Raw genomic sequence first — 12,651 nt, forward strand, 5'->3', positions numbered from 1 at the left:
GGATGGTTCGTGCCCGACTCGCCTCGCGAGGGTCGCACGGTCTCACTTGGGTTACGACAGGTGAGGTCTTCATCACTCTCGTGGGCGAGCTGCGGGGATTCGGGCGCATTTTCAGCCGTCCCTTGAAAGCATGGGGAGGGAACCTCCGGGTCCACGGGGAGTGCGCCGGCTCTCTGAACCGACCGACGCCCGGAGCGGAGTACAGCCAGTGACGAGTTTCGGTCGGTCCACTTGTCCGGGGGAGCTGGGGGCTCATCCCTCCAGCAGCACAGACGAGTGCGATCCAGCACTATTGCCGAGCACAGCAGGAGCTGACCCAGAACATGAGCGGCGATCGCCCCACCCTGCCGGAAGCCGGAAGACCCGTCCACGGGACCGCCGCGGGCACCGCGTACCTCGCTCTCCCGCCCACCGCCGTCGACGCCCGCCCGTCCGGACCCACCCGTCTCATCCTCGCCTGGCCGGGCTTCGACCCGCCCCGCTCCGGGGCCGCGCTGGCCGCCGCGATGCCGCTGACCGGCGTGCCGACCTGGCGGGTCTACCTGGAGCTGTCGCCCGCGGACGGCGCGCCGCTTGAGGGCCTCGGCTCCGGCGCGCTGCTGGAGAGCCGGGGCATGGCGGCCTACGCGGCGGCGGTCGAGACCGCCGTCGACGGCCTGCCCGCCGTGCTCGCCGAGCTCCGCGCCGACCTCGGGCTCGAGGACGGGCCGGTCGGCCTGGCCGGGTTCTCGGTGGGCGCGTCGGTGGCGCTGCACGCGCTGGCCCGCGGCACCGTGCCGGTGAGCGCCGCCGCGCTGGTCACCCCCGTGCTGTCGCCCGCCCGCGCCGCCGCCTCGCTGGAGCGGCTCGCGGGCGGCGAGCGCGACTGGGACGACGCCGCGACCGCCGCCGCCGAACGCCTCGACCTCGCCCCGCGCGCCGCGGAGATCGCCGCCGGGGACGCCGCGGTGCTGCTGATCGCGGGCGCCAAGGACCGCGTGGTGTCGTCCCTGGAGATCACCGAGCTGCGCGACCGGCTCCGCGAGCACGGCCTCAACGCGGTCGAGGCCGCCACGTTCCGGATGGGCCACGCCATGGCGGCCCAGCCCGGCACCGACGCGCAGCCGCCGACCACCGAGGCGGTCCGGGTGGACGGGGTGCTCACCGACTGGTTCCGCGAGCGCGTGGCCGTGCTGACCGAGCCCGACGACGCCGGGGGGCCCGCGACCGAAGCGGTCGCGCCCGAGACTGGCACCCCCGCCGCGGACCTGGTGGAGGGCGTCCCGGTCGGACGGCCCCCCGAAGCGGTCACGCAGCCCGTGTACCGGCCGCCGGCCGGGTCCCTGACCGGCGGCCGCGAGCCGGGGTCCGAGACCGGCTTCGAGGCCGGGCTCGACGCCGGGCACGGCTTCCCGTCCGCGACCGGGGCCGGCGAGGGCCTGGCACCGGGTACGGGCATGGGCTTCGGTGCGGTCCGCAGCCCGATGGGCGAGCGGCCCGCGGGCCTGTCGCAGCCGCCGCCGACCGCGACCTCCTGGGCCGGCCGCGAGGGCACTGCGCCGGGCACGGCGCTGGTGCGCTTCGACGGATCCGCCCTGGAGGCCGCGGGGGGCGGCATGGGCCGCCGGAACTGACCCCGGACGCCCTGACGGCGGCTCAGGCGCGTTCGAGCACCTGGTAGCGGACCGGGATCACCCCGGCGCCGGTGCCGCGGACCTTCGTCATCGCCGCCTTGGACAGGTCCAGGCAGCGGCCGCCCGCGTACGGGCCCCGGTCGTTGATGCGGACGATGACCGAACGGCCGTTGTTCTTGTTGGTGACCCGCACCTTGGAGCCCAGCGGCAGCGTCTTGTGCGCGGCGGTGAGCGCGCCCGGGTCGAAGCGCTCGCCGCTGGCGGTCATCTGCCCCTGCCAGTAGTAGGAGGCCTTGCAGGAGCCGGACCTGACCACCTTGTACGAGGGCTTCTTCGGCTTCGCCTTCGCCTTGCGCTCCAACTTCGAGGACGCCGTGGCGGTCCGGCTCGGAGACGGCTCCGGGGTGGCCGTACGGTCGCCGTCCCGGCTGGCCCTGGACGGGACCGCCCGAGGCGGATCGGCCTGGGCCGCGGTGCCGTCCGGCGCGCCCTTCGTGGCGCCGGCGGAACCCGCGGAGCCGCCGGACGTGACCTCCGCGAGAGCCAATCCACCCGCCCCGAGCACGACCACGGCCGCGCCGGAGGCGACGAAGACGGAACGGTTGCGGATCTTGGGACGATGCTTTGCGGACTTACCCACAAAAAAGTCCTTTGGTCGGGGACAGGTCCCCGGACGCCCGGCGTTTGATCACCGCCGTCTCATTCGCACAGCGCGTCCGGGCGACGTCGTGTCCCCCGAACTCATGCGCCGCGCACGGGCCGGCCCACCGGGGAACAGTCCCGGGGCGCCCGTCGCCACGCCCCCGATAAGGGCGCCTTCCGCGTCATCGCGGTATTCGGCGTCCGGCCGGTGCGGCTTCCGGTCTCTTCACTTGAGCTCGAACATCGTCATATCGAAGCCGCACACAAGTCCCAGACCGTACGTCGAGTTCCAAGCGAACTCAGCAAATGTGCAGGAGTTTGTGGGGTTTGTCACCCCTATTTTTGCACTGCGGAGTTGATCGCGCACATTGGGTGATCATGCATGAAGATCGTCTTTACCGTCAAGCCGGTGTCGATCTCGGATCGATAAATCCAGCCGAAGTGATCATTTTCGGGAAATGCCGAAGGGGCGCCCCGCCGGATGCCGTGACATCCGCGGGACGCCCCTCGCGACGTCCTGACCTGCGAGCCCGCCGGCGGTGAGCCGGCGCCGGCGGGCCCGCCGCTCTGGGCTACCCGACCAGCGGCAGCCCCGGCGCGCCGCCGAGGATCCCGCCGGGCGCCGGCGGGACCGTCCCGGCGACCTGGCCCGGCATGCCGGTCACGGTGGTGGCGAGTTCATAGGGCAGCAGCCCGCCCGGCGCCGGGGCGTACGCGATCCGATGCGCGGGCCGGGGCTGGTTGCCCGCGTTGGCCGGACGCGGCGCGCCGGCGTGCGGCGCCTTCACCTCCGGCACCTTGGCCTGCGGCGCCTTCACCTTGGGAGACTTGGCCTTCGAGGTCTTGGCCTTCGGAGACTTGGCCTTCGGGCTCTTCGCCTTCGGAGACTTCGGCTTCGGCGGGCCCGCCGCGGGGCCGCCGCCGCCCTGCGGCGCACCGGCCGACGGGTCCTTGTGCGAGATGTCCGCCTTCGAGCCTCCCGACCCGGGCAGACCCGGGACACTGAACGCCTGCAGGCCCGGGATCTGCCCGAGCTGCGCGAGGCTGACCAGGTCGCCGAGCGACCGGATGGTGCGGTCGGTGAGCGACTCCTTCTCCTTCGGCTCGGGCCGCTTGCGGGCACCGGCACCGGTCACGTCCGCCCGAAGGTTGCCCGCGCAGCGGGCGACGCCGAAGTCGCGGGTGACCCCGGCCTGGTCGGTGATGCTGGCGCCGGTGACGGTGAGCGCGCCGGTGGCGTCGCGGACCTGCTTGTTCAGGGTGGCGGCGGGCCCCTTGGAGGCGAGCGGCACCCGGAAGTTGGCCGGCGGGGCGGTCGGCACCCGGGTCAGCGAGCCGGTCAGCGCGACCTCCGGGTCGATCTCGGTGACGCCGCGGACCACACCGTCCAGGCCCTTCTCGCAGCGCGCGGTCAGGCTCTTGAAGCGCAGGTCGCCGTGCGCGGTGCGGAGCGTGCCGGAGCCGAGCCGAGCCCTGGAGCCGCCGGGGTTGACCGAGGCCAGGCCGGGCTTGGCGTTGAGCACATCGTGCACGAGCGTCGCCGGGACCCGCACGAGCGGCTGGGCGGCGTCGGCCACCTGCCCGGGAAGGCTCCCGTTGACGGTCTTCTTGGAAAGGTCATTGGAGAGCTTGTCGACCGGACTCGCGTCGGCGGCGGCCGGAACGGCGGCGGTGAGCGCGGCGACCGCGATCGCGGCCGGCGCGATCACGGACACTCTCCGCAGATATGGCAGTGAACGGTTCATACTTCCCCCCGGGGATTTCCTGATGAGCTGCTGCGCGTCGTGCGGGGACGTTAGTACAGACCGGCGATGGGCACCGGGAATTGTGCAAGGAAATGGTGAACAGAAAGAACGATCTACGGAGGTGCACCGCAAATTACCGGCAGATGGCCGCATTTTCGGAACGAAAGAGGGACGCCCGGCCGGTCACCGCGACCGGCCGGGCGTCCCCGGCGGCGTCCGCCCCGCACGGCGGACGCCCAAGCCTCACTCCCGGCTCACCCCGGGCTCACCCGGACGCCTCGCCGAGCGCGATGGCCTCGCCGACCTCCTGCTTGCGCGCGGCCAGCTCGCGGGCGTACTTCTCCTCGTCGACCCGCTCCGCGATCTCCTCGTCCTGCCGCATGAGGGCCTCGAGGTCGGATTTGGCGTTGTCCAGCACGCCCATGTCGTCGTAGGCCGCCCGCACCTTGTCGCCCCACAGGCCGATATCGCGCACGCACGGAACGATCCGGCTGAACAGCAGCGACTGGTAGAGGGTGTACATCTCGGAGTTGTTGACGTACTCCATGCATTTGTCGACCGGCATGTCGAGCGTCTCGTAGATCTCGCGGCCCTTGAAACGGTCGCGCATCAGGTAGCAGCCCTCGACGACGAACTCCTCGCGTTCCGCCCGCTCCTTCTCGGTCAGCTCCGCGTAGTAGTCCTTGAGCGCCAGCCGGCCGAACGCGACGTGCCGCGCCTCGTCCTGCATGACGTACGCCAGCAGTTGCTTGACCAGCGGGTTGGTGGACATGTCGCGGTAGAGCCCGAACGCGGCCAGGGCCAGCCCCTCGATGAGCACCTGCATGCCGAGGTAGGGCAGGTCCCACCGGCTGTCCTCCAGCGACTCGGCGAGCAGCTTGGCCAGGTCCTGGTTGATCGGGTAGTACATCCCGATCTTCTCGTGCACGAACTTCGTGTAGAGCTCGACGTGCCGCGCCTCGTCCATGGTCTGGGTCGCGGCGTAGAACTTGGAGTCCAGGTCGGGCACCGACTGCACGATCCGGGCCGAGACGTTGAGCGCGCCCTGCTCGCCGTGCAGGAACTGGCTGAACAGCCAGGCGCCCTGGTGCCGGCCGAACTCCTCGCGCTCCTGCTCCGACATCCGGTCCCAGATCTCGGAGCCGAACAGCGGGTTGAAGCTCTCCGGCAGGCCGGCGACGTTGTTCCGGTCGACCTCCAGATCCCAGTCGATGCGCTTCTCCGCGTCCCACTGCTTGTCCTTGCCCTTCTGGTACAGGCTCAGCAGTCGGTCGCGGCCGCCGTCGTACTCCCAGGTGAAACGGGTGTCGCCGGCCATCGCGACGTTCCAGGTATCCCCTGGGACGGGGCTGGAGTAGAGGTGATGAGAACTCACGGGGGAAGCCTCCTCAACGATTCGGCGCCACGGTGCGCCGGGGGGTGCCGCACCGCCCACCGCTTTACATCCTTTCGTAACATGTAAAGACCCTTTTGGCCATACCCGAATGCGCACCGCGCCGCGCGCACGACCCGGACCGTACGATCGGACGATGCGACGTCCGCCCGCCGCCGCACTCGCCCTCGCCGCCCTCGCCCTCAGCGGCTGCACCGCGCTCCCAGGCGGGTCCGACGAACGGACCGAACGCGGTGCCGGCCGCGCCACAGCCCCGCCGCCGAGCGCACCCGCCGGACGCCGGACCGTCCCGAGCACGGGATGCCGCACGCCCGCACCCCCTTCCGCGACCGGACCGCTCACCTTCGGCGGCCGGTCGTACCTGCTGAAGCAGCCGAACGGCAACGGCCGCACGCCCGCCCCACTGATCCTCGACCTGCACGGGCTGCACTCCAACGCCTTCCAGCAAGCGGTCTACAGCCAGATGGCGAACGTCGGCTCCGCGCGCGGCTTCATCGTCGTCGAACCCGACAGCGCCCCCGGCCGGCAGGGCTGGAAGCTGCCCGGCATGCACGACGGCTCAGCTGACGTCGCCTACATGGGCCGGCTGCTCGACCACCTGGAGAGCACGCTGTGCGTCGACCGTTCGCGCGAGTTCGCCACCGGGTTCTCCAACGGAGCGGGCCTGTCGACCGCACTGGTCTGCGGCCTGAACGGACGGCTCGCGGGAGTCGCCCCGATCGCAGGCCTCAACCTGGCCAGGCCGTGTGCCGGCGCCCGTCCGACGACGATCGTGGCCTTCCACGGCACGGCCGACCGCATCATCCCGTACCAGGGCGGCGAGCCTTTCGGTGGAAACCGCGGCCAGATCCCGTTGTGGATGCGCCCAATCGACGGCGCCTTCGACCTGCCGCCCGTCACTGAGCTCGCCGCGCAGTGGGCGCGCGTCCTCGGCTGCGGGACGGGCAGCGTGCGCGCCGTACCCGGCGGCCGCGAGGTCACGCAGTTGAGCCACCCGGGTTGCAAGGGCGGCGTCCGGCTGGACCTCTACACCGTGGCAGGCGGCGGCCACACATGGCCGGGGACGCTTCCCCTCGGCCTGGGCCGCACCACCGCGCAAATCAACGCCACCACGACCATCCTGGACGCCTTCTCCCGCACACCCCCGTCCGCCACCCCGGTACCCAGCCGCGCAGCAGGCAGGGACTGAGCGGCGGCGCATCTCGCTGCTGCCGCCTCACTCCCCAATGCCCGCTAGCGCGACTGAAGCGCGTCCAGGGCGATGGCCTGGGCGATGACCAGGCGGCGGTCGAGATCCGGGTCCTTGATGTCGACGACGTACCGGTCGCGGAGGGAGAACTTCTTCCCCACCGAGAAGGCGGGCCGGTCGCCGGTGCGGAAGTCGAAGTGGTACGGCCACGCGAACGGCAGGCTGTCGACGTACGGGATGACGCCCCACACGCGCCGCACGACCGCCACGAACTTGTTGCGCTCGGTGCCGGTCGTCACCCGCCCGTCGGGCCGCTCCAGATGCCAGGTGGACGCGAGCAGGGAGCGCTTGAAGTCCTTGCGGAAGAGCCCGATGGGCCGCCCGCCCCCGTCGGTGACGTCGTAGGTCGCGGCGAGGTCGATCCGCTTGCGGGCCTTGAACCCGATGACGGGACGCGTCTTGGCGTCGTCGGCGTAAAGCGTGACCTGCTCCTTGAACGCCAGCCGCTTCTGCTGCGCGAACGCGACCAGTTCGCCCTCCGAGCCGCCGGGGTCCTCGGCTCGCACCTCGTACTGGTTGACCATCAGGCGCAGCCGCTGCCGGATCAGGAACCGGTTCTGTTCCTGGAGCCGTCCGTCGCCGCTCGTCGCGTCGTCCACCGTGTGCCCCCTCGTCAATCGTCGTGGATGTGCGCGGCGAGATACCCGTGCAGGAGCCGTTCAGCCTCCGCGAGGATCTCCGGATCGCCGTTCGGGTCGCGGCGGAAGGCCAGCTTGAGCACCGCGTCCCCGGCCTCCACCGAGATGGCCAGCGCCCGTGCCAGTTCAGGGGTGTCGGCGACGGCGAAGTTCTCCACGATCAGCTGCCGCAGCAGCCCGGCGACCACGGAGTTGTTGTCGCTGGCGGCGTCGAGCAGGTTGGTGTCGGCGACATCGCCGAAGCGCAGCTCGCGGAAGCCCGGAACGGTGCGGTGCATGTCGACGAAGATGTCGATGATGGCGCCGACCGTGTCCGTCCAGTCGGTGAAGCCGCCCTCGGCCAGCCGCCGCGCGATCCGCCGTCCGAACTCCTCCAGGTTGCGCAGCGCCAGCGCCTGCGCCACCGCCCGCTTGTCGGGGAAGAACTGGTAGACCGAGCCGATCGCGACCTCGGCGCGCTGCGCGATCCGGGTGGTGGTGAGCCCGTCGTAGCCGTTCTCGTCGAGGATCTCCGCGCACGCGTCGAGCATCCGCTGGACGCGTTCGGCGCTGCGGCGCTGGGCGGGGCGGCGGCGGAGCGGGGTGCGGATCTCGGTCACGCCCCCCATTGTCGCCTCTTCCGGGCCCGATACGGGACGATCGCCATCTCCGCCACCGCTGTCAATCTTCTGCCCGAACCGGCACCCGGACTGACTTCTGGTTATGAGCTTTCTTATAGTTAGCTCAGCACCGACGTCACGAAGGGACACCATGAGCCGGACCGCACTGATCACGGGAGCGGGCCGAGGAATCGGCGCCGCCACCGCGCGCGAACTCGCCCGCCGCGGCTTCCACACGATCGTCAACTACGTCCGCGACGCCGACTCCGCGGCCGCGGTGGTGAAGGACATCGAGGCCGCCGGCGGCACGGCCCGCGCCGTCCGGGCCGACGTGTGCGACCCCGTCCAGGTGGACGCCCTCCTCGACGCCTGCCCGCCCCTCGACGCGCTGGTCTGCAACGCCAACCAGCAGCCGCCGTTCGGACCGCTGGAGTCCATGACCTGGGAGATGTTCCACGGCAAGCTGCACGGCGAGCTGGCCGCCGCGTTCCATGTCAGCCGCCACGCGCTGGCCCAGATGCGCGAGCGCCGCGCCGGGACCATCGTGTACGTCTCCAGCGTCAGCGCCGCGCTCACCAGCCCCGGCGCCATCGCGCACTCGTCCGCCAAGGCGGCACTGGAGGCGTTCGCACGCCACGTGGCGCTGGAGGCGGCCCCGCACGGGATCACCGTCAACACGATCGCGCCCGCCGCGGTCGCCACCGAGGCCACCGCCGCGGTCCTCACACCCGAGCGGCGTGCCGCCATCGCCGGACGGTCCGTGCTGGGCCGTGTCCTCGAGCCCGAGGACGTCGCCAGGGCGATCGCCGCCGCGGTCGAGGGCGGACTCGACCGCGGCGGGCTCCAGGCCGTCACCGGGGCTCGGATCGCCGTCGACGGCGGCTACCTCCTCATGGCCGACTCGTCCTAGGGCCCTCAGGTCCCGCGCGAGCGCGCTACCTGGCCGGTGGGGCGACGCCGGAGGCGAGCCTCACCGGCCAGATCGCGAAGCGATGTCGCGCTCGCACCAAGCACGGTCAGGGTGCGAGCCGCCAGGCGAGCGCCCTGGGCCGGGATTGAAATAAACACAGCCCGCCAGGCGAGCGCCCTGGGCCGGGATTGAAATAAACACAGCCCGCCAGGCGAGCGCCCTGGGCCGGGATTGCAAAAAACACAGCCGTCAGTAGCCCAGCCGGTCGCGGAGGCCGTCGAGGATCTTCTGGGCGTTCTCCGGCGGCAGCGCCGCCACGGCGTCCACGACGGCCTCCGGGGGCAGCCCGGCCAGCACGCTCTGCGCGATCGCCGGCTGGGCGCCCGCCGGGGACTGCGCCGCCAGCGCCGCCACCGCGGCCTTGACCTGCTGGACGCTCGAATAGGTGTCGCGCACGATGTTCACGTGCCGCCACGTCGGGTTGCCGGCGGCGGAACCGCCCGGCGCCGGAGCGGTGTCGGTGTTCCACACGATGTCGCGGATCTTCTGCAGGTCCTCGTTGGACAGTGGCATGTCGTCCTCCTGGTAGTCCGGGCGCCCGAGGCCGGCGATCGCCGCTGAAGAGCGGACCCTGCGCAGGCACTGGTCGCTGGTGTTGCCCTCGATGGTCTGGAGCCGTCCGCCGCCGAGGACCTTCTCGACCACGCCCACGTGGTCGATGGCGCCGACGGAGTTGGACTCGCCCCAGTCGAAGAACACGATGTCGCCGGGACGGGCCTTGTCGACGTTGGCAGTGGTGCCGCTGTACCACTGGTCGATCTTCTGGAAGTCCTGTGCGTGCCAGACGGTGTAGGCGCGGTCGCCGGAGGGGAGCACGGCCTTGGCGTTGCCCGAGTGCCGCGCCCAGTAGGTGACCGCCATGTCGCACCAGGCGGCGCGCAGGAACTCGTCGCCGTGGCGGGAGGCGTATTCGCGCGTGATGGTGTTGGGACGCCCGGACATGCCCAGCGACTTGCGGGCCTCGGCGAGCATCCCGGCAGCGGAGGCCATCAGGCCGCCTCTCCCCGGAAGACGCCGTCGGCGTCAGGTTCGCCGTACAGCTCGCGCAGGATCTGTTCCTCGTCGGGCTCGGTGGCGCGATGCGCGTCCGGATTGCGGTCCACGTCGCGCTCGACCAGAGCGGCCTCGTTCTCGCTCATCTCTTCCACATCCCAGTTCGGAACCTCAATGTTCGGAATTCGATGCCGGCCTCCGATGCCGGACTTCACCCGGTCGCCCTTCGCGACTATCCGGCACGGCGCCGCGCATACCGGGGGGTACGGCTTACGCTCATCCGCCGTTCACCCACGAGTTCGGTCAGATACTCCACAACCGCAATAAATCGCCTTTCGACGCCATGCGGCGGCGGCCGACCGGCACATTGCCGATCGGCGCACCACACCCGGCCGGGGACGGCGGCGCCGGCGCAGCCGCCCCCCGGCCGGTCAGCGGTCCTGGCGGACGGTGATGCGGCCGGACACCGCGCGCGGCACCGGCCGGTCGCCGGGCGCGTCGCCCGCCGGGTACACCGCGATCGCGGCGTAAACGTGCTGCCCCTTGGTCAGCCCTTTACTCATCGACCCGGTGACGATCTGCACGCCCTGGGTCGCCGGGTGGTCGGCGTGGATCTCGTCCCAGCGGGCGGTGCTCTGCCCGTTCGCCCAGTCGTGCACCTCGTACCGGAGCTGGTACTCGTCGCCGGGCGCCAGACCCTCCACACGCACCGAGACGTTGAGGTCGGCCCACGAGGTCAGCGGCGCGACATAGCCGGGGAAGTTCCCGCCCCCGTGCGCGTTCGCCGGGTCGGCGTGCTCGGCGTCCCAGCTGAGGGCGACGAACTCGCCCCACCTCAGCTCCTGGGCCTGGGTCTTGCCGAGGCTGGTACGGAGCGGCATGTCATCCTCCTCGCCGGTCCCGAGGGCGAGCGCCCTCAGTTCGTTCAGGCTGTCGCGGTAGGCGTTGATGTCGCAGCGCCCGGAGATGCCCGGCACACTCGCGCTGCTGGAGAACTGCAGGACGCTGATCGGCTCGCCGCCGAAGGAGCTCCACCACGAGGCGGGGACCTTCTCGTACAGCGCCGAGGCCGAGCCGGTTCCCTCCACGTAGTGGCTCTGCCAGATCGTGTCGAAGAACGACAGGTCGGGCCGGCCCTGCTGCTCCCAGTACCAGCGGGGGAAGTAGCCGAACACCGGGTGGCCGCCGGTGCGGTCCTTGAACTCGGCGACCCAGGCGCGGGCTGTGGCCGCGTCGGCGCCGGACGCCTCGACGTCCAGCGCCACGGCCAGCCCGCTGACGTCACCCGCCTTGGACAGGAAGTAGCGCGCCTGTGCCGCGCCGCTGCCGCCGTGCAGGAAGTGGTAGGCGCCCGGCAGGAAGTCGTCGCCGAGCGCCAGCATCCCGGACCGGTTGTGGGCCCAGGTGGGATTGGTGTAGTCGGTGTCCTCGGTCACCTTGCTGAAGGCGAACCGGATCCCGGAGTCGTGCACCTTCGACCAGGACGGATTCCCCTGATATGAGGCCACGTCCACGCCGAAAAGCGGCATAGCGGTCCTCCCTTGTGTCGCGATGTCTTGGCGGGGCAGCCGCCACGATAGGGACCGCGACTGAGATCAGGGGGAGAAAAGGGAAAGGTCACACCTTCACGAGCATGGCGGGCTAACGGGAATGGCCAGTCCTACCTGGTCCGAAGGAATGTTTGGGAATCTTACGAAGGACGGGCCGACAGTCCGCTGCAGCCGCGCAGCGCCGTCCACCGCTTGGACTCGGCCGCCGCCGCGGCCCCGTTCAGGAGCCGGGGCAGGCCGCCGGAGATGCGGGCCGGCTTCCACTTGTCGGCCGTGACCTTGCCGTTCTGGACGCGCAGCACCAGCACGCCGGAGTTCGCGGTCGGGCCGCTGGCGGAGTAGAAGACGAAGTTGCCCAGCCCGTAGTGGACGTAGGTGCCGTGCATGTAGCCGCCGCCCTGCGGCACGTGCGCGTGCCCGCCGACGATCACGTCCGCGCCCGCCTCGGTGAGCCGCTGCGCCAGCTCCTTCTGCCGGGGCAGCGGGCACGTCGCCATCTCCTGCCCCCAGTGCAGGTGGACGATCACCACGTCGGAGCCCTTGCGCGCGTCCCGTACGGCCTGGACCATCCGCTCGACGTCCTTCGCCGAGGCCAGCCCGCCCTTGGTGTCGGTCGCCGTCCACGCCGGGATGAGGTGGTCGTCCAGCACCTGGGTGGCGCCGACGACGGCCAGCCGGTTGCCCTTCACGGTCGTCCGGTACGGCTTGTACGCCTCGGCGGCGTCCCGTCCGATGCCCACGGTCGGGAACCCGCTCGCCTTGATCGCCTTGAGCGAGTCGCGCAGCCCGGCCTCCATGTAGTCCATGCCGTGGTTGTTGGCCATGGACGCGACGTCGATCCCGGCCGCCTTCAGGGCCGCGAACGCCGACGGCGGCGCGCGGAAGGTGAACTCCTTGCCGGGCGCCTTCGTACCACCGGTCGTGATGGCGGTCTCCAGGTTGACCATGGCCAGGTCGGCGGCTTTGAGCGTGCGCGCGATCGGGCCGAGCGCGGTGGAGGGGGCGGCCAGCCGGGGCCGCAGGACGCCCTCGAAATGCACGTCACCGCCGAAAGCGAGGGTGATCGGCTGCTTGGCCGCGGGCGCGCCGGACCCGGCCACGGGTCCGCTCTTGATGGCGGGGGGCGTGCTCGCCCCGGTAGCGCCCTGGGCCTTCGGCGCGCCCGAGTCCCCGCCGCATCCCGCGGCGGCCACCGCCAGAAAGGCCGCTCCCCCGAGCGCCGTCGCCACGATGATGTTCCTGCGCATCCCGAGTCCCCC

12 protein-coding genes are annotated in these 12,651 nt (G+C 71.4%); 3 read left to right on the forward strand and 9 right to left on the reverse strand.

The window, feature by feature from the left end:
* The first annotated feature begins 323 nt into the window (after positions 1 to 323).
* On the forward strand, positions 324 to 1,613 hold the full coding sequence (locus ABD340_RS33650; protein ID WP_344594528.1) for an alpha/beta hydrolase: 1,290 nt from the start codon (positions 324 to 326) through the stop codon (positions 1,611 to 1,613).
* Positions 1,614 to 1,635: 22 nt separating this feature from the next.
* On the opposite strand, the gene ABD340_RS33655 is transcribed toward ABD340_RS33650, so the two are convergent.
* The 3 genes from ABD340_RS33655 to ABD340_RS33665 all read right to left on the reverse strand — a co-directional run bounded on the left by ABD340_RS33655 (position 1,636) and on the right by ABD340_RS33665 (position 5,375).
* Positions 1,636 to 2,253 carry a septal ring lytic transglycosylase RlpA family protein gene (locus ABD340_RS33655; protein ID WP_344594529.1) on the reverse strand — a complete coding sequence of 206 codons (618 nt, stop codon included), beginning with the start codon at positions 2,251 to 2,253 and terminating at the stop codon, positions 1,636 to 1,638.
* A gap of 574 nt (positions 2,254 to 2,827) precedes the next feature.
* On the reverse strand, positions 2,828 to 3,964 hold the full coding sequence (locus ABD340_RS33660; protein ID WP_344594530.1) for a hypothetical protein: 1,137 nt from the start codon (positions 3,962 to 3,964) through the stop codon (positions 2,828 to 2,830).
* A 301-nt stretch (positions 3,965 to 4,265) separates the two neighbouring features.
* Positions 4,266 to 5,375, reverse strand: a complete 1,110-nt coding sequence (locus tag ABD340_RS33665) for a ferritin-like domain-containing protein (RefSeq protein ID WP_344594531.1) — start codon at positions 5,373 to 5,375, stop codon at positions 4,266 to 4,268.
* A gap of 154 nt (positions 5,376 to 5,529) precedes the next feature.
* Here ABD340_RS33665 and ABD340_RS33670 point away from each other — a divergent pair, with 154 nt between their 5' ends.
* The gene (locus ABD340_RS33670) at positions 5,530 to 6,582 is read left to right on the forward strand and encodes a CE1 family esterase (protein ID WP_344594533.1); all 1,053 of its coding nucleotides are present in this window, start codon (positions 5,530 to 5,532) and stop codon (positions 6,580 to 6,582) included.
* A gap of 44 nt (positions 6,583 to 6,626) precedes the next feature.
* Here ABD340_RS33670 and ABD340_RS33675 read toward each other — a convergent pair whose 3' ends face one another.
* Together ABD340_RS33675 and ABD340_RS33680 are read right to left on the reverse strand one after the other, a co-directional pair.
* The gene (locus ABD340_RS33675) at positions 6,627 to 7,241 is read right to left on the reverse strand and encodes an LURP-one-related family protein (RefSeq protein ID WP_344594534.1); all 615 of its coding nucleotides are present in this window, start codon (positions 7,239 to 7,241) and stop codon (positions 6,627 to 6,629) included.
* Between the two features lie 14 nt (positions 7,242 to 7,255).
* Complete coding sequence (locus ABD340_RS33680; protein ID WP_344594536.1) at positions 7,256 to 7,879, reverse strand: TetR/AcrR family transcriptional regulator; 624 nt, start codon at positions 7,877 to 7,879, stop codon at positions 7,256 to 7,258.
* Positions 7,880 to 8,030: 151 nt separating this feature from the next.
* Between ABD340_RS33680 and ABD340_RS33685 the strand changes: the two genes are divergently transcribed.
* Positions 8,031 to 8,789 (forward strand): SDR family NAD(P)-dependent oxidoreductase, encoded by a 759-nt coding sequence (locus ABD340_RS33685; protein WP_344594538.1) that lies wholly within the window; start codon positions 8,031 to 8,033, stop codon positions 8,787 to 8,789.
* A gap of 249 nt (positions 8,790 to 9,038) precedes the next feature.
* Here the strand turns inward: ABD340_RS33685 and ABD340_RS33690 are convergent, their stop codons facing one another.
* From ABD340_RS33690 to ABD340_RS33705, 4 genes are all read right to left on the reverse strand, one after another.
* The gene (locus ABD340_RS33690) at positions 9,039 to 9,839 is read right to left on the reverse strand and encodes a CHAP domain-containing protein (protein WP_344594539.1); all 801 of its coding nucleotides are present in this window, start codon (positions 9,837 to 9,839) and stop codon (positions 9,039 to 9,041) included.
* Positions 9,839 to 9,988, reverse strand: a complete 150-nt coding sequence (locus tag ABD340_RS33695) for an SH3 domain-containing protein (RefSeq protein ID WP_344594540.1) — start codon at positions 9,986 to 9,988, stop codon at positions 9,839 to 9,841. Before ABD340_RS33695 ends, ABD340_RS33690 begins: the two co-directional genes overlap by 1 nt.
* 285 nt (positions 9,989 to 10,273) lie before the next feature.
* A complete protein-coding gene (locus ABD340_RS33700) occupies positions 10,274 to 11,371 on the reverse strand; it encodes a glycoside hydrolase family 25 protein (RefSeq protein WP_344594541.1) in 1,098 nt (365 codons plus the stop codon).
* Positions 11,372 to 11,532: 161 nt separating this feature from the next.
* Positions 11,533 to 12,639 carry a CapA family protein gene (locus ABD340_RS33705; protein WP_344594543.1) on the reverse strand — a complete coding sequence of 369 codons (1,107 nt, stop codon included), beginning with the start codon at positions 12,637 to 12,639 and terminating at the stop codon, positions 11,533 to 11,535.
* Positions 12,640 to 12,651: the final 12 nt, after the last annotated feature.

The sequence above is a fragment of the Actinomadura vinacea genome (assembly GCF_039532545.1).
GTDB lineage: Bacteria > Actinomycetota > Actinomycetes > Streptosporangiales > Streptosporangiaceae > Spirillospora > Spirillospora vinacea.

Bases quoted from the DNA above. Each gene is read 5' to 3' on its own strand.
- ABD340_RS33650 (WP_344594528.1), top strand. From the start codon at position 324: ATGAGCGGCGATCGCCCCACCCTGCCGGAAGCCGGAAGACCCGTCCAC.
- ABD340_RS33670 (WP_344594533.1), top strand. From the start codon at position 5,530: ATGCGACGTCCGCCCGCCGCCGCACTCGCCCTCGCCGCCCTCGCCCTC.
- ABD340_RS33685 (WP_344594538.1), top strand. From the start codon at position 8,031: ATGAGCCGGACCGCACTGATCACGGGAGCGGGCCGAGGAATCGGCGCC.
- ABD340_RS33690 (WP_344594539.1), bottom strand. From the start codon at position 9,839: ATGGCCTCCGCTGCCGGGATGCTCGCCGAGGCCCGCAAGTCGCTGGGC.
- ABD340_RS33695 (WP_344594540.1), bottom strand. From the start codon at position 9,988: ATGAGCGAGAACGAGGCCGCTCTGGTCGAGCGCGACGTGGACCGCAAT.
- ABD340_RS33700 (WP_344594541.1), bottom strand. From the start codon at position 11,371: ATGCCGCTTTTCGGCGTGGACGTGGCCTCATATCAGGGGAATCCGTCC.
- ABD340_RS33705 (WP_344594543.1), bottom strand. From the start codon at position 12,639: ATGCGCAGGAACATCATCGTGGCGACGGCGCTCGGGGGAGCGGCCTTT.